Origin of the sequence: Agromyces intestinalis, from assembly GCF_008365295.1 — a bacterium.
Classification (GTDB): domain Bacteria; phylum Actinomycetota; class Actinomycetes; order Actinomycetales; family Microbacteriaceae; genus Agromyces; species Agromyces intestinalis.
Map to the genome: position 1 here is coordinate 805903 of NZ_CP043505.1, position 19924 is coordinate 825826.

A 19924-nucleotide genomic window follows, 5' to 3' on the forward strand; every position below is an offset into this window, starting at 1 on the left:
CCTACTTCGGCTGCATCCGGATCGCGCCGTCGAGCCGGATCGTCTCGCCGTTGAGCAGCGGGTTCTCGACGATGTGCCGCACCAGCGCCGCGTACTCGGCCGGCGTGCCCATGCGAGACGGATGCGGGATCTGCTCCTCGAGCGAGCGCTGCACGTCCTCGGGCATGCCGGCCATCATCGGCGTCTGCATGATGCCCGGCGCGATCGTCACCACCCGGATGAGCAGCTTCGACAGGTCGCGCGCGAGCGGCAGCGTCATCGCCGCGACGCCGCCCTTCGACGCCGAGTACGCCGCCTGCCCGATCTGCCCGTCGAACGCGGCGACCGAGGCGGTGTTCACGATGACGCCGCGCTCAGCGGTCTCGGGCACGCCGGGCAGCGCCTGCGTCGCGACCGGCTCGTGCGCGGCCATCGCGGCGGCCGCGAGCCGGGCCACGTTGAAGGTGCCGATCAGGTTCACCCGGATCGTGCGCTCGAACGCGGCGAGCGCGAGCGGCCCCTCGCGGCCCACCGTGCGGCCGGCGGTCGCGATGCCCGCGCAGCTCACGGCCACGCGCAGGGGGGCGCGCTGCTGCACCAGGTCGATCGCGGCCTGCACGGATGCCTCGTCGGTGACGTCGGCGGCGGCGAAGCGCACACTGCCGCCCGTGGCATCCGAGAGCTCGGCCGCGACCTGCTCGCCGGGCGCCGTCGGCAGATCGACGATGACCACCTCGGCGCCGGCCGCCGCCAGCACCTGCACGGTGCCGCGCCCGAGCCCCGACGCCCCGCCGGTGACGATCGCCCCTTGGCCGTTCAGCTCCATCCGTTCACCCTCTCCATCCGTTCACCCGCTCCAACCGATACTGTCCCGTACCGTCCCACTCTCCCCTGTCTCGTGTCATTCCGTCCCGTGTCGTCCCGTGTCGTCCCGTCCACCCTGTCCTGTCGGTCGCGCTCTCCCCAATCCCCACTTCGCCCAGCTCGACGAATGTTTCCGTTCGAACCCGAGGTTTCCATGCGAGCGGAAACACCATGCTCGAACGGAAACACTCGGCGGGACGGGGCAGGGTCGGCGGGACGGGGCAGGGTCGGCGGGACGAGGCAGGGTCGGCGGGACTGGACGAGGGGGTTGGGTGGGCGAGCCGTCGCTACACCCGTTCGATGATCGTCGCGTTCGCCATGCCGCCGCCCTCGCACATGGTCTGCAGGCCGTAGCGGCCGCCGGTCGCCTCGAGCTGGTTCACGAGCGTCGTGAGCAGCCGGGTGCCGGATGACCCGAGCGCGTGCCCGAGCGCGATCGCCCCGCCGCGCGGGTTGAGCTTCGCGGCATCCGCGCCGGTGTCGGCGAGCCAGGCCAGCGGGACCGACGCGAACGCCTCGTTGACCTCGTAGGCGTCGATGTCGTCGTGCGTGAGCCCGGCTCGGTCGAGCACGCGCGCGGTCGCCGGGATGACGCCCGTCAGCATGTACAGCGGGTCGCTGCCCACCACCGAGAACGCGCGGAACCGCGCGCGCGGCTCGAGGCCCAGCTTCGAGGCAGCGTCGGCGCTCATGATCAGCGCAGCGGATGCCCCGTCGGTCAGCGGTGACGAATTGCCCGGCGTGATGCGCCACTCGAGGTCGGGGAAGCGCGCGGCGAGGGCGTCGGTGCGGAACGCCGGGTTGAGGCCCGCGAGCGAATCGACGGATGTCCCGGGCCGCACGGTCTCGTCGACGAGCGAGTCGACGCCGGGAACAGGAACCACCTCGGTCGCGAACGCGCCCGACTCCCCTGCCGCGGCGGCGAGCTCGTGCGAGCGTGCGGCGAACGCGTCGAGCTCGTCGCGCGCGAAGCCCCACTTCTGCGCGATGAGCTCGGCCGACACCCCCTGGTTCACGAGCCCGTGGGGGTACCGCGTGCGGATGCGCGAACCGTACGGGTCGGCACCCTGGGCGCTCGAGCCGAGCGGAACCCGGCTCATCGACTCGACGCCGCACGCGATGACGATGTCGGCCTGACCCGCGAGCACCGCCTGCGCGGCGAACGTCGCGGCCTGCTGGCTCGATCCGCACTGCCGGTCGATCGTGGTGCCCGGCACGTGCTCGGGGAACCCGGCGGCGAGCACCGCGTTGCGGGTGATGTTGTAGCTCTGCTCGCCGACCTGGCTCACGCACCCGCCGATGACGTCGTCGACGAGCGCCGGGTCGAGGTCGTTGCGGTTCACGAGCGTGTCGAGCACACCCGCGAGCAGGTCGACCGGATGCACCCCCGAGAGCTGCCCGCCGGGTTTGCCCCGGCCGACCGGAGTGCGGATGACGTCGACGATGACGGCTTCGGTGACCATGCCGCCAGCCTACGTCGCCGGGTGCCGCCCCGGCCCGGCCGCCTGCCGAGCGCCGTTGCGCCACGTGCACGCCCTCCGCGCCAACTCAGATGGCGCGGAGCCGGCGGAAGTGGCGCAGCGGGCGGGCGGGCGCCGGGCGAGGCGCCCTCAGCCGACGGGCGCCGCCGCGCGCTCGACGCGTACCGGCTCGCGCTCGGGCAGCACCACGGGGTGCGTGCCCGCCATCGCCTCGATGACGCGCACGACCTGGCACGAGTAGCCGTACTCGTTGTCGTACCAGACGTACAGCACGACGTCGCGGCCGTCGGCGATGGTGGCGAGGCCGTCGACGATGCCGGCGCGGTTCGAGCCGACGAAGTCGGTCGACACGACCTCGGGCGACTCGATGTAGTCGACCTGCTGGCGAAGCGGCGAGGTGAGCGACACGCGGCGCAGGTAGGCGTTCAGCTCGGCCTTCGGGGCCGGCCGGCCGAGCCGGAGGTTCAGGATCGCGAGCGAGACGTCGGGCGTCGGCACCCGGATCGCCGACCCGGTCAGCTTGCCCTCGAGCTGCGGCAGCGCCTTCGACACCGCCTTCGCGGCGCCCGTCTCGGTGATGACCATGTTGAGCACCGCCGAGCGGCCGCGACGGTCGCCCGAGTGGAAGTTGTCGATGAGGTTCTGGTCGTTGGTGAACGAGTGCACCGTCTCGACGTGGCCGCGCTCGACGCCGTACGCCTCGTCGATCGCGGCGAGCACGGGCGTGATCGCGTTCGTCGTGCACGACGCCGCCGACAGGATGCGGTCGCCCGACTCGATCGAACCGTGGTTGATGCCGTGCACGATGTTCTTGATCGCGCCCTTGCCGGGTGCGGTGAGCAGCACGCGCGCGACCCCGGTCGACCGCAGGTGCTGCGCGAGGCCGGCCTCGTCGCGCCAGCGGCCCGTGTTGTCGACGACGATCGCGTCGCGGATCCCGTACGCGGTGTAGTCGACGGTCGCGGGGTCGTCGGAGTAGATCACCTGGATGAGCGTGCCGTTGGCGAGGATCGTGTCGCGCTGCTCGTCGACCTCGATCGTGCCCTGGAACGGGCCGTGCACCGAGTCGCGGCGCAGCAGGCTCGCGCGCTTCTGCAGGTCGTTCTCGCTGCCCTTGCGCACCACGATCGCGCGCAGGTTGAGCCCCTGGCCGCCGCCGGCGTGCGCGATCAGGATGCGGGCCAGCAGCCGCCCGATGCGTCCGAACCCGTACAGCACGACATCGGTGCCGGCCGCGGCCTGCGGCGCGCCCGAGGCATCCGGTTCGCCCGAGGCATCCGCGCCCGGGGCATCCGCGCCCGGAGCATCCACCAGGACGCTCGCGAGCTCGCTGCGCAGGAACGCGACCAGGTCGGATGCCTCGCCCACCGCCTCGGCGACGCGGAACCGCGCGACCAGGCGGGCGACGTCGATCGACGCCGGGCCGGGCGAGAGCTCGCGCAGCGCCTCGAGCACCAGGATCGTGTCCGCCGGGTCGAGCTCGACGTCGCCCGCCTGTCGGGCGAACCGGTGGGCCTTCAGCAGGTCGACCGGCGAGCGGTTGATGAGCCGGCGCCCGTGGATCGAGGTCACCACCCCGTGGTCGCGGTAGAGGCCGCCGATGAGCGGGATCATCCGCTCGGCGAGCTCCTCTCGGGCGATCCAGGCTTGGCGTCGGGCGTCGAACTCGTGGCTCACGTGGCGTTTCCTCTCGGCCGAGCCGCCGGGTGGGCAGCGTCGACCACAACTCGGTTCCGAAGGGATGCCTCGATCCTATGCAGCCCGCCACTGGAGAACTGCTGGACACCGCGGCGGTCGACACGCGCCGAGCTCGACGCGATGGCGAAGCATCCGGTTCGTACACTCGACCGATGGACCGACTGATGCCCGGCCTCATCGCCATCCTGTTCGGGGCCCTGGTGCTGCTCGTCGTGTTCGTGCCCCTCGTCGCGCTCAGCTACCGTCGGCGAGGCGGATTCTCGGCGGCGCGGTTCGCCGGCTGGATCGCGCTGCTGTTCTACGCCATCGGGCTGTGGGCGTACACGCTGCTGCCGTTCCCCGAGCCCGGTTCGTACACCTGCGTCGGCGCGGTGCTGAACCCGTTCGAGGACGTCGTCGACATCCTGCGTCGGCAGGCCGCCGGCGAATCGCTGCCGCGCAATCCCGCGCTGCAGCAGGCGGCGCTGAACGTGCTGCTGTTCGCACCGCTCGGGGTGTTCGCCCGGCTGCTGTTCGGTCGCGGCGTCGTCGTCGCGACGATCGCGGGCGCCGCGGTCTCGCTCGCGATCGAGCTGACCCAGCTGACCGGGCTGTGGGGCGTCTTCTCGTGCGCGTACCGCGTGTTCGACACCGGCGACCTGGTGACCAACACGGCCGGCGCGATCATCGGCTCGCTGCTGGCCGTCCCGGTCGTGCGGCGCGTGCAGGCGCGTCATCGCCCGGAGGCTGCGCCCGCCGCGTCGGGCCCCGTCTCGGTGGGCCGACGGTTGCTCGCGATGCTCGCCGACTGGTTGTCGAGCTGGCTGCTCGCCGGCGCAGCCGCCGTGCCCGCGAACGCGGCGGTACTCGTGCTCGCCGGCCGCGACCGGCTCGTCGAGGTCGGCGACACCGTCTCGTCCTGGTCGGCGATCGTGCCGATCCTCGCCCAGCTCTGGTCGGTGCTGGCCACGGGCGCGACGCTCGGCGAGCACGCGACGCTCATCGAGGCGATCGAGTCGCGCCGACCCGTGCTGTGGTGGCGGCTGGTGCGGTTCGGCGCCGGCATCGGCGGCTACCTCGTGCTGGCGCAACTGCCCGCACCGTTCGGCCTCACCGCGTTCGGGCTCGCGGTCGCGAGCATCGTGGTCGCGTTCACGTCGCGCGGCCATCGCGGACTCGCGCAGGCGGCCGCGGGCATGGACGCGCGCGGGCTGGTACGAAGCGACGACGACACTCGCCGCGACGCGACTACGACGCCGTGACGTCCTCGACGATGCGGATGACCGACGATGCGACCCGCTGCGGCTGACCCTCGAAGGCCGCCGCCCGGGCCGCCGACGGGAGGTACGCCGCCTCGCGCGCCTCGAACTCCGCCCGGTCGCCGTCGACGCTGACCGCCCACACGAATTCGTTCGTCTCGGGCAGCCCGTACGCGAACTCGATGCCGAAGCCGGCTTCGGCGCGCACCCGGGGCATCCACTCCTGCCACCACGCGACGAACGCGTCGTACGTCCCGTCGACGAGCTGGTACCTGCGCAATTGGATCGTCTTCACGCGCCCATCCTGCCAGCCGCGAGCTATACTCGCTCACGTCCAGGCACCCTCGCGATCGACGATCGCGATGAAGCGGCGCCGGCGCTCGGAAAAGGGGCGCGAAGCGACATCCGGCACCGCCGTCGGGTGCGCGAGACACATACGGAACGAAGCATCCGTCACCGTCTCGAAAGGCCTTCGCATGCCCGCCGTCTCCGCCCACGTCGCCCGCACCCTCGCCGCCCATGTCGACCACGTCTTCGGCCTCATGGGCAACGGCAACGCCTGGTTCCTCGACGCCCTCGACCACGACACCGACGTGGTCTTCACCGCGGTGCGGCACGAAGCGGGCGGCGTGGTCGCCGCCGACGCCTACTTCCGCGCGTCGAGCCGGCTCGCCGCCGCGACCGCCACCTACGGAGCCGGCTTCACGAACACGCTGACCGCGCTCGCCGAGGCGGTGCAGGCCGAGGTGCCGCTCGTGCTCGTCGTCGGCGACCAGCCCACCGCCGGCCGTCGCGCCTGGGACGTCGACCAGATCGCGCTCGCCTCCGCGGTCGGCGCGCGTACGTACACGGTCGGGCGAACGGATGCCGCGGCCACTGTCGTCCTCGCCATCGAGCACGCACTGGCACGAAGGCAACCGGTCGTCCTGGCTCTGCCGTACGACGTCGCCGCACTCGAGGCCGGCGAGGTGCCCGCGGCGCCTGCCCTGCGGCATCCGATCCCGCTCATCCCCACGACCACCTACGCGACCGGCGTGATCGCCGAGCTCGCCCGAGCGCTCGGCCACGCCCGTCGCCCGTTCCTACTCGCGGGTCGCGGGGCGTGGCTGGCCGGGGCGAGCGAGCCGCTCGGCGAGCTCGCGGCGGCGACCGGGGCGATCACGGCGGGCACCGCGCTCGGGCGCGGCGTCTTCCCCGAGGCCCGCTACGACCTCGGCGTGACGGGCGGGTTCGGCACCGAGTCCGCGATGGCCCTCGTGCGCGAGGCCGATGTCGCGGTCGTCTTCGGCGCGTCGCTGAACCAGTTCACGATGCGTTTCGGTGAGTTGTTCGCGCCGCGCACGCGGGTGTTCCAGGTGGATGTCTCGCCGGCGGCGACCCACCCGCACGTGGGCGGCTTCGTGCGCGGCGACGCGGCGGTCGTGGCACGCGCACTCGTCGACGAGCTGGCGTCGCTGGACGCGGCGCCGTCGGGCTGGCGCGAATCGATCGACCTCGAGCCGCTGCGGGTCTACCCGACGCCCGACCGCGCCGACGGCCTCGCCGACGACGGCCGCCTCGACCCCCGCGCGGTCGCGCAGCGCGTCGCCGAGCTGCTGCCCGAGGACCGCGTCGTCGTGTCCGACGGCGGGCACTTCATCGGCTGGGCGAACATGTACTGGCCCGTCGCCTCGCCCGACCGCATGGTCATGGTCGGCACGGCGTACCAGTCGATCGGGCTCGGGTTCCCGAGCGTCGCGGGCGCCGCAGCGGCCCTGCCCGATGCGACCGTCGTGCTGACCACCGGCGACGGCGGCGGACTGATGGCACTGGCCGACCTCGAGACCGCCGTGCGCACCGCCGGCGGCCGGGGCCTGGCCGTGGTCTGGAACGACGCCGCGTACGGCGCCGAGGTGCACCTCTACGGTCGCAAGGGCCTCGCGCAGGCGCCGATGCGGATCCCCGAGGTCGACTTCGCCGCCCTCGCTGCGGCAGTCGGCGCTGAGGGCGTCGTCGTGCGCGAGCTCGCCGACCTCGACCGGCTCGGCACCTGGGCCGGCGAGGCATCCGATCGGCGACGCTTCCTGCTGCTCGACTGCCGCATCTCCCCGACCGTGATGGCGCCCTACCAGCACGAGATCATCCGAGTGAACGCCTAGCGCGACCCCTCCCACCTCACCCCAGCCCACGCCCCGCGAACCTCGTCTACGCGGATCAGGAAGAATCGCGCGACTCGCCGCTGATCGGGTTCGCATGCCCGGCGTGTTGCGTCGGAATTCCGGATCCGCGAAACGGGCGAGCCGACTGGCGACTTGCGCGACCGGTCAGATCGTATACAATTTCGGATATCACCCCGACGACGTGGAGAACCATGCTCGATGACGCCACCCGCGACGCGATCGCCGACGAACTCGTCGCCGCCGACCGCGACCGCACCACCGTGCCGCTGCTCACCGCACGGCATCCCGACATGACGATCGACGACGCCTACGCGGTGCAGCGCCGCTGGGCCGACCGCCGCGCCGCCGCCGGCGCCCGGCTCGTCGGGCGCAAGATCGGCCTCACCTCGAAGGTGATGCAGGTCGCGACCGGCATCACCGAGCCCGACTACGGCGTCATCTTCGACGACATGGTCATCGAGTCGGGCTCCACGGTCGAGTTCGACCGCTTCTCGAACGTGCGCATCGAGGTCGAGCTCGCGTTCGTGCTCGCCGATCGGCTCGAGGGGCCGCACACCACGATCTTCGACGTGCTGGATGCCACGGCCTACGTCGTGCCCGCGCTCGAGATCCTGAACTCGCACATCGAGCTGGCGGGCCGCACGATTGTCGACACCATCAGCGACAACGCCGCGATGGGCGCGATGGTGCTCGGCGGCCGCCCGGTGAAGGTCGACGAGGTCGACCTGCGCTGGGTGTCGGCACTGCTCTCGCGCAACCAGACCATCGAGGAGTCGGGCGTCGCCGCCGCCGTGCTCGGCCACCCGGCGATGGGCGTCGCGTGGCTCGCGAACAAGCTCGCCCAGCACGGGCAGGCGCTGGGGGCCGGCGAGATCATCCTCGCGGGCTCGTTCACCCGCCCGATGTGGGTCGAGCGCGGCGACACCGTGCACGCCGACTACCGAGACCTGGGAGCCGTGACATGCCGATTCGAATGAACCTCCCCGACACGTTCGCGGCGCGCCTCGCCGCGGCCGACCGCCCGCAGATCGGCCTGTGGGTGTGCTCGGCGAGCCCGCTCATGGCCGAGGTGGTCGCGGGCAGCGGCGTCGACTGGGTGCTCATCGATGCCGAGCACTCCCCCAACGACCTGCAGACGATCCTGCACCAGCTCTACGCCGTGTCGGGGTACCCGGTCGCGCCGGTCGTGCGCCCGCCGATCGGCGACACGGTCGTCGTGAAGCAGTACCTCGACCTCGGCGTGCAGAACCTGCTCGTGCCGATGGTCGACTCGGCCGAGCACGCACGCGCTCTGGTGCGCGCGGTGCGGTATCCGGGCGAGGCGGCCGGGGTGCGCGGCGTGGGCGCGTCGCTGGCGCGGTCGTCGCGCTGGAACCGGGTCGAGGGCTATCTTGCGGATGCCTCGTCGACGGTGAGCCTCACCGTGCAGATCGAGTCGGCCACTGCGGTGGCGAACGTCGAGGAGATCCTCGCGGTCGACGGCGTCGATGCGATCTTCGTCGGCCCGGCCGACCTCGCCGGATCCATGGGGCTGCTCGGGCAGCCGAGCCACCCCGATGTCGTCGAGGCGGCGCTCACCGCGATCCGCGCCGCGCGGGCGGCGGGCAAGCCGGCCGGCATCAACGCGTTCGTGCCCGACGAAGCCGAGCGCTACCTCGCCGCGGGTGCGTCGTTCGCGGCGGTCGGCGCCGACGTCGCGCTGCTCGCGCGCGCGACCGAGTCGCTCGCGGATCGCTTCGTCGGGTCGCGGCCGAGCGCGCCGGATGCGACGGGCGAACCGGATGCCTCGAGCTCAACCCGCACGAGCTACTGACCCTTCCACCCACGAGACGAGGACGCCCATGACCTCCGCCATCGCCACGCCCGGCAAGATCATCGCCGTGCACCTGAGCTACGCGTCGCGTGCCGCGCAGCGCGGCCGCACGCCCGCCCATCCGAGCTACTTCCTGAAGCCGTCGTCGTCGCTGGCGGCGACCGGCGGCACCGTCGAGCGCCCCGCCGGCACCGAGCTGCTCGCGTTCGAGGGCGAGATCGCGCTCGTGATCGGCGAGCCCGCGCGCCGCGTCGCACCCGACGACGGCTGGAAGCACGTCGCCCAGGTCACGGCGGCGAACGACTTCGGCGTGTATGACCTGCGCACCGCCGACAAGGGGTCGAACCTGCGCAACAAGGGCGGCGACGGCTTCACGCCGATCGGTCCGGCCACGATCCCGGCCGACGTCGCCGGCGAGGGCGGGTGGCGCGTGCGCACCTGGGTGAACGGCGACCTGGTGCAGGAGGACACGTCCGACGGGATGATCTTCGGCTTCGGCCGCATCATCGCCGATCTGTCGCAGCACCTGACCCTCGAGACGGGCGACGTGATCCTGACCGGCACACCCGCGGGCTCGAGCGTCGTGCTGCCCGGCGACGTGGTCGAGGTCGAGGTCGACGCGCCGAACGCCCCCGGCGCGCCGAGCACCGGGCGCCTGGTCACGACGGTCACCCAGGGCGAGGTGCCGTTCGGCGACTTCGGCGACACCCCGTCGGTCGACGACGCGCAGCGCCTCGAGGCCTGGGGCTCGGCCGAGGCGCTCGCCGCCGCGGTCGCGGCGGGCCGGGTCGCACCCCTCGCTGCGCAGGGGCGGGCGGATGCCTCCGAGCCCGCGTTCGAACTCACCGACGACCTGCGCGTGCAGTTGTCGGGCGTCGCGGTCGCGACCCTCTCGGTCGCCCTGCGCAAGCGCGGCTACCACGACGTCTTCATCGAGGGCGTGCAGGCGAACCTGCCGGGCGCGCGCATCGTGGGCCGTGCCCGCACGCTGCGGTTCATCCCGGCTCGCCCCGATCTGTTCCAGACCCACGGCGGTGGCTACAACGCCCAGAAGCGCGCGTTCGACTCGGTCGGCCCGGGCGAGGTGCTCGTCGTCGACGCCCGCGGCGAGCGCGGCACCGGCACCGTCGGCGACGTGCTCGCGCTCCGCGCCAAGGTGCGGGGTGCTGCGGGCATCGTCACCGACGGCGGGGTGCGCGACTTCGACGCGGTCGCCGACATCGGCATCCCGGTGTTCTCGCAGGGGCCGCACCCGAGCGTGCTCGGCCGTCGGCACGTGCCGTGGGAGACCGACGTGACGATCGCCTGCGGCGGCGCGGCCGTGCAGCCGGGCGACGTGATCGTGGGCGACGGCGACGGCGTGATCGTGATTCCGCCGCACCTCGTCGCCGAGGTCGCCGCCGAGGCCGCCGAGCAGGACGCGGCCGACGCCTGGGTCGCCGAGCGCGTCGCCGAGGGCGAGGCGGTCGACGGGCTGTTCCCCATGAACGCCGAGTGGCGTGCCCGCTACGAGCGCGAGCGCAGCGCAGCATCCGAGTCATCCGCAGCGTCCGAAGCATCCGACGCACCCGGCGAGGCGAGGCCATGACCGGCGAGAGCAAGTCCCAGCGCGCCTACCGGTTCATCCGCGAGCGCATCGAGGACGGCCGCTACGTGCCGGGCTACCGGCTCGTGCTCGGCACCATCGCGCGCGAACTGGATGTCTCGGTGGTGCCCGTGCGCGAGGCGATCCGCCTGCTCGAGGCCGAGGGGCTCGTCACGTTCGAGCGCAATGTGGGCGCGCAGGTCGCGCTCATCCACGAGGCCGAGTACCTCTACACGATGCAGACGCTGTCGCTCGTCGAGGGCGCAGCCACCGCGCTCGCGGCGCCCGCGATCACGCCCGAGCGCATCGAGCAGGCGCGCGCGATCAACGCGCGGATGCGCGAGATGCTCGCCGCGTTCGACCCGCACCGGTTCACCGAGCTGAACCTCGAGTTCCACACGGTGCTGTTCGAGCTGTGCCCGAACCCGCACGTGCTCGACCTCGTGCACCGCGGCTGGAACCGGCTGAAGGTGCTGCGCGACACGTCGTTCGGCTTCGTGCCGGGCCGTGCGCACGCGTCGGTCGACGAGCACGACGCGCTGCTCGACCTGATCGAGCGGCACGCCGACCCGCTCGAGATCGAGCTCGCCGCCCGGCGCCACCGCACGAACACGCTCGACGCCGTGCTCGCGCAGCAGGCCGCCGCACACCGGCACCACGACACGACCTCCGACTCCGCAACGAAAGCGAGCATCGCATGACCGACGTCTTCACCCCCGAGGGCCTGCCCGACCGCATCCGCCACTACATCGACGGCGAGTCCGTCGACTCGCTCGACGGCGACACCTTCGAAGTGCTGAACCCCGCCACGAACGAGACCTACGTGCACGCCGCCGCCGGCAAGCGCGCCGACATCGACCGCGCGGTCGCGGCCGCGCGCCGCGCCTTCACCGAGGGTCCCTGGCCGCGCATGCTCCCCCGCGAGCGGAGCAGGGTCCTGCACACGATCGCCGACCTCGTCGAGTCGCGCGACGCTCGCCTGGCCGAGCTCGAGAGCTTCGACTCGGGGCTGCCGATCACGCAGGCGCTCGGACAGGCGCGGCGCGCGGCCGAGAACTTCCGCTTCTTCGCCGACCTGATCGTCGCGCAGGCCGACGACGCCTTCAAGGTGCCGGGCCGGCAGATGAACTACGTGAACCGCAAGCCGATCGGGGTCGCGGGCCTCATCACCCCGTGGAACACGCCGTTCATGCTCGAGTCGTGGAAGCTCGCCCCCGCGCTCGCGACCGGCAACACGGTCGTGCTGAAGCCGGCCGAGTTCACGCCGCTGTCGGCGTCGCTCTGGGCCGGAATCTTCGAGGAGGCCGGGCTGCCGACGGGCGTGTTCAACCTCGTCAACGGCCTCGGCGAGGATGCGGGCGACGCGCTGGTGAAGCATCCCGACGTGCCCTTGATCTCGTTCACCGGCGAGAGCCGCACGGGCCAGATCATCTTCGGCAACGCCGCGCCCTACCTGAAGGGGCTCTCGATGGAGCTCGGCGGCAAGAGCCCCGCGGTCGTGTTCGCCGACGCCGACCTCGACGTCGCGATCGACGCGTGCATCTTCGGTGTGTTCTCGCTGAACGGCGAGCGCTGCACCGCGGGCAGCCGCATCCTCGTGCAGCGCGAGGTGTACGACGAGTTCGTCGAGCGGTACGCGGCGCAGGCGAAGCGCGTCAAGGTCGGCCACCCGCACGACCCGGCCACCGAGGTCGGCGCCCTCGTGCACCCCGAGCACTACGAGAAGGTGATGAGCTACGTCGAGCTGGGCAAGAGCGAGGGCCGGCTCGTCGCCGGCGGCGGGCGGCCCGAGGGCTTTGCGACGGGCAACTACGTCGCACCGACGGTGTTCGCGGATGTCGCGCCCGACGCCCGCATCTTCCAGGAGGAGATCTTCGGCCCCGTCGTCGCGATCACGCCGTTCGACACCGAGGAGGAGGCGCTCACCCTCGCGAACGACACGAAATACGGGCTCGCCGCCTACATCTGGACGAACGACCTGAGGCGCGCGCACAACTTCGCGCAGTCGGTCGAGGCGGGCATGGTGTGGCTGAACTCGAACAACGTGCGCGACCTGCGCACCCCGTTCGGCGGCGTCAAGGCGTCGGGCCTCGGACACGAGGGCGGCTACCGCTCGATCGACTTCTACACCGACCAGCAGAGCGTGCACATCACGCTCGGCGCACCCCACAACCCCACCTTCGGCAAGCGCTGACGCGTTTCGAACGCACCGACCCGGCAAGGACGCTGACATGACCCACCGTGACCACCTCACCCCCACCTCCTCGGGCTTCTTCGTTTCGCAGGAGGCCCCCATCCACACCGATCACCCGATCCCGACGCCCACGGCGCCGGCTCCTGACATCCTGCGCTGCGCGTACATGGAGCTCGTGGTGACCGACCTCGCCGCCTCGCGCGAGTTCTACGTCGATGTGCTCGACCTCGTCGTGACCGAAGAGGACGAGCACACCGTCTACCTGCGCTCGATGGAGGAGTTCATCCACCACAACCTGGTGCTGCGCCAGGGTCCCGTCGCGGCGGTCGCCGCGTTCAGCTACCGGGTGCGCACGCCGGAAGACCTCGACGCGGCGGTCGCCTTCTACACCGAGCTCGGATGCCGCGTCGAGCGCCGCACGGAGGGCTTCACGAAAGGCATCGGCGACTCGGTGCGGGTGACCGACCCGCTCGGGTTCCCGTACGAGTTCTTCTACGACGTCGAGCACGTCGAACGGCTCGCGTGGCGCTACGACCTCTACACGCCGGGCGCGCTCGTGCGCCTCGACCACTTCAACCAGGTCACGCCCGACGTGCCGCGGGCGGTGAAGTTCATGCAGGACTTGGGCTTCCGCGTCACCGAGGACATCCAGGACGAGGACGGCACGGTCTACGCGGCCTGGATGCGACGCAAGCCCACCGTGCACGACACCGCGATGACGGGCGGTGACGGCCCGCGCATGCACCACGTCGCGTTCTCGACGCACGAGAAGCACAACATCCTCGCGATCTGCGACAAGCTCGGCGCGCTGCGCCGCTCCGACGCGATCGAGCGCGGGCCCGGTCGTCACGGCGTGTCGAACGCGTTCTACCTGTATCTGCGCGACCCCGACGGCCACCGCATCGAGATCTACACGCAGGACTACTACACGGGCGACCCCGACAACCCGGTCGTCACCTGGGACGTGCACGACAACCAGCGCCGCGACTGGTGGGGCAACCCGGTGGTGCCCTCGTGGTACACCGAAGCATCCCTGGTGCTCGACCTCGACGGCAACCCGCAGCCCGTCGTCGCACGCACCGATGAGAGCGAGATGGCGGTCACGATCGGCGCCGACGGCTTCTCGTACACCCGCCGCGGCGACGAGCAGCACGGCTTCAAGCTCGGCAACACGCTCTGACGCGACGCGAAGGGCGGACGACGGATCCCTCGTCGCCCGCCCCTCGCGCCGGTCGGCCTCCGGCGCTCGGCGCTTCTACGCCGCGCAGACGTCGCCGATGGCGCTGAACGACTCGGTCATCGCCGTCACCTTGCCCAGGTAGACCTCCATGTCGAGGCTCGCCGGGTCGGCGACCGCGGCGTCGAGCGTCGAGATGACGTCGTCGAGCTTCGCACCCGCGTCCTCGCCGACCGCCTTGACGTCGGCGTCGGACAGGTCGGCGACCGCGGCGTCGAACGTGCCCTGGAAGTCCTTCAGCGTCGCGACCGCGCCGGCCGGGTCGCTGCTGTACTCGCTCATGCCCTCCTGCAGGGCGGTTGCGGAGTCGGTGAGGGCGCCCTGGAAGGCGAGGCAGTCCTCCTGGGTGCTGGCGCCGGCGGCACCGTCGTCGCCGGCCTCGTCGGTGTTCTGCTCGTCGGCCGGCGCCTCGGTGCGGGTCGTGGGGGCCGAGTCGGCGGTCTCGTCGGCCGGCGCGGCGCCGGCGCACCCGGTGAACAGCAGCGACCCGAGCACGAGTCCGGCGATGGCGAGCGTGGTGGCGGCGCGGCGCGTAGGCATGTAGGGCGACTCCTCGGTGGTGCGGGGGAACTCGACGCCGACGGCGCCCCCGCCACGCTACCCCACTTCGGGTGAGGCGCCCGCGCTGGGCACGACGACCGCGCCCGCGTGAGCCAGCTCGGCCAGCACCTCGGCCGACCGCTCGTGGTGCACGCCCTCGATGAGGTCGGTGAACACCCGCACGTGCTGCCCGTGCTCGATCGCATCGAGCGTCGTCTGCCGCACGCAGTAGTCGGTGGCGAGGCCCACGACGTCGACCTCGATGATGCCGCGCTCGGCGAGCACCTCGGTGATGCGCCGGCCGTCCTCGGCCTGCCCCTCGTACACCGAGTACGCCGGCTCGCCCATGCCCTTGCGCACGTGCACATCGACGGCGCTCGTGTCGAAGGACGGGTGGTACTCGGCTCCGGGGGTGCCGGCGACGCAGTGCGGCGGCCAGCTGTCGATGAAGTCGGGCTCGGTCGAGAAGTGGCCGCCGTTGTCGTTGTCGGCGTCGTGCCAATCGCGGGAGGCCACGACGAGGTCGTAGTCGTCGGCGTGCTCGGCGAGGTACGCCGAGATGCGCTCGGCGACGGCGGCGCCGCCCTGCACGGCCAGGGCGCCGCCCTCGGTGAAATCGTTCTGCACGTCGACGACGAGGATGGCACGGGTCATGGTGCTCCTTCCGATCGTTCCATTGTCGCCCGTTACCGGCCGTGACGGGGCTCAGCCGTTCGCGAGCCCGTCGCCGCAGAGGAAGAACCCGGTGGTGAGTGTGTCGATCGCCTGCTTCGCGTCGTCGCCCACGTCGCCGAGCGCGTAGATCGCGAAGGTGAGCGTCGTGCCGTCCTGCGCGTGGATGATGCCCGCCAGGGTGTACCCGGTCTCGATCCAGCCGGTCTTCGCGAACACTGCGCCGTCGGCGACCGCGTTGTCGCCGGTGAACCGGTCGCTGTACGACAGCGACCCGCGCGGCCCGCCCGCGATCGGCAGGCCGTCCATCAGCACGCCCAGGTTGCCCTCGCGCGCATTGATCTTGACGAACAGCCGGGTGAGGTACGACGGCGGCACCGCGTTGAAGTCGCTGAGCCCCGACCCGTCGACGATCGCGATGCCGGCGGTGTCGACGCCGTAGCCCGACAGCCCCTGCAGCACGCCAGCGTTGATCGCCTCGAACGTGTTGCCCGCCCCGGTCTGAATGGCGACCAGCCGTGCGAGCATCTCGGCGACGTTGTTGTCGGACACGATGAGCGCCTTGTCGACGAGCTCGGCGACGCTCGGCGAGAACACCTGGCCGAGCTGCTGCGCATCGCCGGGCGCCGAGCCCTGCTCGATCGCCTGGATGCCGCCGAGCGCCGATGCGAACGCATCGCCCGCACGCGCGACCGGATCTTCGCTGCGCCACGACGTGTTCGCCGACGGATCGTCGCGGTCGCCGTCGACCATGAGGGCGGTGACCGGCGCCATGTAGCCGTCCTCGCGCTCGACCGGGTCCCAGCTGTCATGCCACGCGGCACCGCCGAAGTAGCTCGAGTCGAGGATCAGCTTCGTGAGCGGCGGGTTCGAGGGGTCGGCGTCCCAAGCGGCGCGCACCTGCGCGGCGAGGTCGTCGAGGTGCGCCGCGCCCGGGTACACCGTCTCGGTGCCGCTCGGCGTGCGCGAGAGGGTGGCGTCTCCGCCGCCGACGAGCACGACCGAGCCGGGCTCGGCGCCCTTCACGACCGTCGTCGGGGTGCGGTAGTCGGGGCCGAGCACTGACAGCGCCGCGGCGCTCGTGAGCACCTTCATGACGCTCGCGGTGCGTGACGGGGTGTCGCCGCCGCGGTCGAAGAGCACCTCTCCGGTCGCCGCGTTCACGACCTGGGCCTGCAGGTTCGCGAGCCGGGGGTCGCCCGCCCGGTCGGCGACCGAACACGTGCGGATGCGGATCTGGGCGGGGGCGACCGCGGTCACGGGAGTGGGGCGCGCCGTCTCGGTGGGGGTCGGCTCGGTGCTCGCAGGTGCCGCGACCGACTCGGCGGGGCCGGTGGGCACGGTCGCCGCGCCGAGCGCCACGGCACCGGCGCCGAGCACCGCGAACGCGAGCACGCCGGTCGCGATCGCGAGCGGCGTGCGATGGCGGCGGGCGAGCGCGGTGATGCGGGTCAGCGCTCCGGCGGGCGCGGATGCCTCGGAGTCGGGAGCAGCGGATGCTTCGGAGTCGGGAGCAGCGGATGCTTCGGAGTCGGGAGCAGCGGATGCTTCGGGGTCGGGAGCAGCGGATGCCTCGGGCGCCGCCGCCGGCTCGACTGGAATCGCCTCGGTCGCCTCGTCGTCCGACAGGTTCGCGGGGTCGTCGAACGGCTCGTCCGGAGCATCCGTCTCGTCGCGCATCCCGGCAGTCTACGAACGCGACCCGAAAGAATCCCGAGGAAGCCTCGGCTCGCCGCTACTCGCCCGGGTAGCGCAACCCGATCTGCTCGCGCACCTCGTCGAGGGTGCCCATGATGGCGACCGACTCGGCCGTCGGCAGGATCGAACCGCCGTCGAGCTCGCCCGCGGCCACGAGCTGCTCAGCCGCGGCGGCTTGGTAGTGCATGCCTCGACCGGTCACCTCGGACACGTACTCCTCGAGCACGGTGCCGTCGGCCGCGACGACCCGGAACGACGTCGGCGTGTACCAGACCCCGTCGATGTCGATGCGGGCCAGGGTGCCGAGGACGGTCGCCGTGTTCGGCCCCTTCGACTCGCTCGCCGACAGCGTGGCGGCGATGCGACCGCCGTCGTAGCCGAATACGGTGGCGATCTGCGCGTCGGCGCCGGTCGACTTGAACGTCGCCGTCGACTGGATGGTCAGCGGCGCGCCGAACAGGTCCCACGAGAACGAGATCGGGTAGATGCCGAGGTCGAGCAGCGCGCCGCCGCCGAGCTCGAGCGCGTTGATGCGGTGGGCCGGATCGTCGGAGAGCTTCTGGGTGTGGTCGGCGATGAGCGTGCGCACCTCGCCCAGGGTGCCCGCCGCGATGATCTCGCGGATGCGGAGCATGTGCGGCAGGTACCTGGTCCACATCGCCTCGAGCGCGAGCACGCCGTGCTCGGCCGCGAGGTCGGCGATGCGTTGCGCCTCGACGGCGTTGAGGGCGAACGGCTTCTCGATCAGCACGTGCTTGCCGGCCCGGATGGCGATCTCGGCGTTCGCGGCGTGCAGCGGATGCGGCGTCGAGACGTACACGATGTCGACCTCGGGGTCGGCGGCCAGCGCTTCATAGCTGCCGTGCACGTTCGTGATGCCGAACTCGGCGGCGAATGCCTGCGCCGACTCGACGCGCCGCGAGCCCACGGCCCGCACGTCGAAGCCGTTCAGCTTCAGGTCGCTCGTGAACATGTGCGCGATGCCGCCCGTGGCGAGAATGCCCCAGCGAAGTCCGTCGGTCATGCGCTCAGCCTACTGAGGCGAGAGCGCGCTTCGTCGCGTCTGGTCGGGCACACCTCGCGCCCGGCATGACGAAGGGCCCCGACTCGCGTCGAGGCCCTCGGAGGTGGAGCCGCCTGAGGGAATCGAACCCTCGACCTATTCATTACGAGTGAATCGCTCTGCCGACTGAGCTAAGGCGGCGTGGCACCCGTTGCCGGATGGCACGATCACCAATCATAGCGGGTTTCGCGAGCGCCTCAGAACGCGCTCAGCAGTGCGGATCCTCTGCGGGGACGACGCCGTCGATGAGGAACCGCTCGACCGCGTCGTTCACGCACGCATTCGACTTGTTGTAGGCGGTGTGACCCTCGCCGTCGTAGCTGACGAGCACGCCGCTTTCGAGCTGGTCGGCCAGCGACACCGCCCACTCGTACGGGGTCGCGGGGTCGCCGGTGGTGCCGACCACCAGGATCGGCGGCGCGCCCTCGGCGTGGATCGGCTGGCGCACGGCCTCGCTCGGCACCGGCCAGTCGATGCAGCTCAGGTCGCCGAACCCGAAGTACGGACCGATCACGGGTGCGGCCGCGGCGACCTCGGCGGCGCGCTCACGCATCACGGCGACGTCGTCTTGGTACTCGTAGTCGAGGCAGTTGATCGAGATGAACGCCTCGGTCGAATTGTCGAGATAGGTGCCGTCGGGTTCGCGGCCGTTGTAGCCGTCGGCGAGTGTGAGGGCGAAGTCGGCGTCGCCGAGCATCACCGAGTCGAAGAGGTCGTCGAGGTAGCTCCACGCGCTGGGGCTGTACAGCGGGTAGACGATCGCCGTGATGAACGTGTCGGCGCCGACCAGCCGACCGTCGCTGCCCTGCAGAGGGCTCTGATCGAGCGAGGCGATCAGCCGCGAGATCTCGCCCATCGCCGAGTCGGCCGACCCGCCGAACGGGCAGTCGGCTGCAGCGAGGCAGCTCTCGAGGTATGCGCGCAACGCCTGCTCGAACCCGATCGCCTGCCCGATCGTGACCTCGTGCTCGCTGAGCGACGGGTCGATCGCGCCGTCGAGCACGAGTCGACCCGCCCGCTCGGGGTAGAGCTCGGCGTACGTCGCGCCGAGGAACGTGCCGTACGAGTAGCCGAGGTAGTTGAGCTCGTCATCGCCGAGCACTGCGCGGAGCAGGTCGAGGTCGCGCGCGGCGCTCACGGTATCGACCTCGGCGAGCAGCGGCCCGGTGTTCCGCTCGCACGCCGCGCCGAAGTCGGTCTGCGCCTGGCGCACCTCGTCGATCCACTCGTCACTGCCGCGCTCGGCCGAGGTGATGCCGTAGAGGTACTCGTCCATGCCGGCCGCGTCCAAGCATGCGACCGCCGACGACCGCCCGACCCCGCGCGGGTCGAACCCGACGATGTCGAATCGCTCCTGCAGGGCCTGGCCGACCGCGTAGTCGAGCGAGTCCGTGATGAAGTCGTAGCCCGAGCCGCCCGGGCCGCCGGGGTTGACCAGCAGCGACCCGATGCGGTCGCCCGTGGCGACGTGTCGTACGAGTGCGAGCTCGACCTCGCCGGCATCGGGGTCGTCCCAGTCGAGCGGCGCGATCGCGGTCGTGCAGCCCATACGGTCGCCGCACTGCTCCCAGGTGAGGGTCTGGTGGTAGAACCGCTCCAGCGGCGGCTCGACCTGTTCGTTCGTCGGCGACGAGGTGTGCGGCGGCTGCGGGGTGAAGGGGTTCACGCACCCCGTGAAGGCGAGGGTCGCGGCGATGAGCGTC

17 protein-coding genes and 1 tRNA gene are annotated in these 19924 nt (G+C 71.7%); 8 read left to right on the forward strand and 10 right to left on the reverse strand.

Going from position 1 to position 19924, the window contains the following annotated elements:
* Position 1 precedes the first annotated feature (1 nt).
* From FLP10_RS03745 to FLP10_RS03755, 3 genes are all read right to left on the reverse strand, one after another.
* Positions 2-805, reverse strand: coding sequence for an SDR family NAD(P)-dependent oxidoreductase (locus FLP10_RS03745; protein WP_149159655.1), 804 nt, complete (start codon positions 803-805; stop codon positions 2-4).
* Between the two features lie 325 nt (positions 806-1130).
* Positions 1131-2306, reverse strand: coding sequence for a thiolase family protein (locus FLP10_RS03750; RefSeq protein WP_149159656.1), 1176 nt, complete (start codon positions 2304-2306; stop codon positions 1131-1133).
* 147 nt (positions 2307-2453) lie between these two features.
* Positions 2454-4001, reverse strand: a complete 1548-nt coding sequence (locus FLP10_RS03755; protein ID WP_149159657.1) for a glyceraldehyde-3-phosphate dehydrogenase — start codon at positions 3999-4001, stop codon at positions 2454-2456.
* 173 nt (positions 4002-4174) lie between these two features.
* Between FLP10_RS03755 and FLP10_RS03760 the strand changes: the two genes are divergently transcribed.
* The gene (locus FLP10_RS03760; RefSeq protein ID WP_168209095.1) at positions 4175-5263 is read left to right on the forward strand and encodes a VanZ family protein; all 1089 of its coding nucleotides are present in this window, start codon (positions 4175-4177) and stop codon (positions 5261-5263) included.
* On the opposite strand, the gene FLP10_RS03765 is transcribed toward FLP10_RS03760, so the two are convergent.
* Positions 5250-5555, reverse strand: a complete 306-nt coding sequence (locus FLP10_RS03765) for a hypothetical protein (RefSeq protein ID WP_149159659.1) — start codon at positions 5553-5555, stop codon at positions 5250-5252. The two genes, FLP10_RS03760 and FLP10_RS03765, sit on opposite strands and share 14 nt — an antisense overlap.
* A gap of 181 nt (positions 5556-5736) precedes the next feature.
* Between FLP10_RS03765 and FLP10_RS03770 the strand changes: the two genes are divergently transcribed.
* From FLP10_RS03770 to hpaD, 7 genes are all read left to right on the forward strand, one after another.
* Positions 5737-7398 carry a thiamine pyrophosphate-binding protein gene (locus tag FLP10_RS03770; RefSeq protein WP_149159660.1) on the forward strand — a complete coding sequence of 554 codons (1662 nt, stop codon included), beginning with the start codon at positions 5737-5739 and terminating at the stop codon, positions 7396-7398.
* Positions 7399-7610: 212 nt separating this feature from the next.
* Positions 7611-8396 (forward strand): 2-oxo-hept-4-ene-1,7-dioate hydratase, encoded by a 786-nt coding sequence (hpaH, locus tag FLP10_RS03775; RefSeq protein WP_149159661.1) that lies wholly within the window; start codon positions 7611-7613, stop codon positions 8394-8396.
* Positions 8381-9232, forward strand: coding sequence for an aldolase/citrate lyase family protein (locus FLP10_RS03780; protein ID WP_149159662.1), 852 nt, complete (start codon positions 8381-8383; stop codon positions 9230-9232). The genes hpaH and FLP10_RS03780 overlap by 16 nt, the downstream gene beginning before the upstream one ends.
* Positions 9233-9260: 28 nt before the next feature.
* Positions 9261-10820, forward strand: a complete 1560-nt coding sequence (locus FLP10_RS03785; RefSeq protein WP_149159663.1) for a fumarylacetoacetate hydrolase family protein — start codon at positions 9261-9263, stop codon at positions 10818-10820.
* Positions 10817-11518 carry a GntR family transcriptional regulator gene (locus tag FLP10_RS03790; RefSeq protein WP_149159664.1) on the forward strand — a complete coding sequence of 234 codons (702 nt, stop codon included), beginning with the start codon at positions 10817-10819 and terminating at the stop codon, positions 11516-11518. Before FLP10_RS03785 ends, FLP10_RS03790 begins: the two co-directional genes overlap by 4 nt.
* Entirely contained in the window at positions 11515-13011 is a 1497-nt protein-coding gene (hpaE, locus tag FLP10_RS03795) for a 5-carboxymethyl-2-hydroxymuconate semialdehyde dehydrogenase (protein ID WP_149159665.1), read from the forward strand. Before FLP10_RS03790 ends, hpaE begins: the two co-directional genes overlap by 4 nt.
* A 37-nt stretch (positions 13012-13048) precedes the next feature.
* A complete protein-coding gene (gene hpaD / locus FLP10_RS03800; RefSeq protein ID WP_149159666.1) occupies positions 13049-14191 on the forward strand; it encodes a 3,4-dihydroxyphenylacetate 2,3-dioxygenase in 1143 nt (380 codons plus the stop codon).
* Between the two features lie 75 nt (positions 14192-14266).
* On the opposite strand, the gene FLP10_RS03805 is transcribed toward hpaD, so the two are convergent.
* The 6 genes from FLP10_RS03805 to FLP10_RS03830 all read right to left on the reverse strand — a co-directional run bounded on the left by FLP10_RS03805 (position 14267) and on the right by FLP10_RS03830 (position 19887).
* Entirely contained in the window at positions 14267-14788 is a 522-nt protein-coding gene (locus FLP10_RS03805; protein ID WP_149159667.1) for a hypothetical protein, read from the reverse strand.
* Between the two features lie 57 nt (positions 14789-14845).
* Positions 14846-15442 (reverse strand): isochorismatase family protein, encoded by a 597-nt coding sequence (locus tag FLP10_RS03810; RefSeq protein WP_149159668.1) that lies wholly within the window; start codon positions 15440-15442, stop codon positions 14846-14848.
* Positions 15443-15493: 51 nt separating this feature from the next.
* Positions 15494-17140, reverse strand: coding sequence for a D-alanyl-D-alanine carboxypeptidase (locus tag FLP10_RS03815; RefSeq protein WP_210418468.1), 1647 nt, complete (start codon positions 17138-17140; stop codon positions 15494-15496).
* A 55-nt stretch (positions 17141-17195) separates the two neighbouring features.
* Complete coding sequence (locus tag FLP10_RS03820; protein WP_149159669.1) at positions 17196-18182, reverse strand: Gfo/Idh/MocA family protein; 987 nt, start codon at positions 18180-18182, stop codon at positions 17196-17198.
* A gap of 104 nt (positions 18183-18286) precedes the next feature.
* Positions 18287-18362: transfer RNA gene (locus tag FLP10_RS03825), tRNA-Thr, on the reverse strand.
* 67 nt (positions 18363-18429) lie between these two features.
* Entirely contained in the window at positions 18430-19887 is a 1458-nt protein-coding gene (locus tag FLP10_RS03830) for an alpha/beta hydrolase (protein WP_246150173.1), read from the reverse strand.
* Between the last annotated feature and the right edge of the window lie 37 nt (positions 19888-19924).

Bases quoted from the DNA above. Each gene is read 5' to 3' on its own strand.
- FLP10_RS03810 (WP_149159668.1), bottom strand. From the start codon at position 15,442: ATGACCCGTGCCATCCTCGTCGTCGACGTGCAGAACGATTTCACCGAG.
- FLP10_RS03750 (WP_149159656.1), bottom strand. From the start codon at position 2,306: ATGGTCACCGAAGCCGTCATCGTCGACGTCATCCGCACTCCGGTCGGC.
- FLP10_RS03745 (WP_149159655.1), bottom strand. From the start codon at position 805: ATGGAGCTGAACGGCCAAGGGGCGATCGTCACCGGCGGGGCGTCGGGG.
- FLP10_RS03805 (WP_149159667.1), bottom strand. From the start codon at position 14,788: ATGCCTACGCGCCGCGCCGCCACCACGCTCGCCATCGCCGGACTCGTG.
- hpaH (WP_149159661.1), top strand. From the start codon at position 7,611: ATGCTCGATGACGCCACCCGCGACGCGATCGCCGACGAACTCGTCGCC.
- FLP10_RS03820 (WP_149159669.1), bottom strand. From the start codon at position 18,182: ATGACCGACGGACTTCGCTGGGGCATTCTCGCCACGGGCGGCATCGCG.
- FLP10_RS03785 (WP_149159663.1), top strand. From the start codon at position 9,261: ATGACCTCCGCCATCGCCACGCCCGGCAAGATCATCGCCGTGCACCTG.
- FLP10_RS03770 (WP_149159660.1), top strand. From the start codon at position 5,737: ATGCCCGCCGTCTCCGCCCACGTCGCCCGCACCCTCGCCGCCCATGTC.
- FLP10_RS03760 (WP_168209095.1), top strand. From the start codon at position 4,175: ATGGACCGACTGATGCCCGGCCTCATCGCCATCCTGTTCGGGGCCCTG.
- FLP10_RS03790 (WP_149159664.1), top strand. From the start codon at position 10,817: ATGACCGGCGAGAGCAAGTCCCAGCGCGCCTACCGGTTCATCCGCGAG.
- hpaE (WP_149159665.1), top strand. From the start codon at position 11,515: ATGACCGACGTCTTCACCCCCGAGGGCCTGCCCGACCGCATCCGCCAC.
- FLP10_RS03780 (WP_149159662.1), top strand. From the start codon at position 8,381: ATGCCGATTCGAATGAACCTCCCCGACACGTTCGCGGCGCGCCTCGCC.
- FLP10_RS03815 (WP_210418468.1), bottom strand. From the start codon at position 17,140: ATGCGCGACGAGACGGATGCTCCGGACGAGCCGTTCGACGACCCCGCG.
- hpaD (WP_149159666.1), top strand. From the start codon at position 13,049: ATGACCCACCGTGACCACCTCACCCCCACCTCCTCGGGCTTCTTCGTT.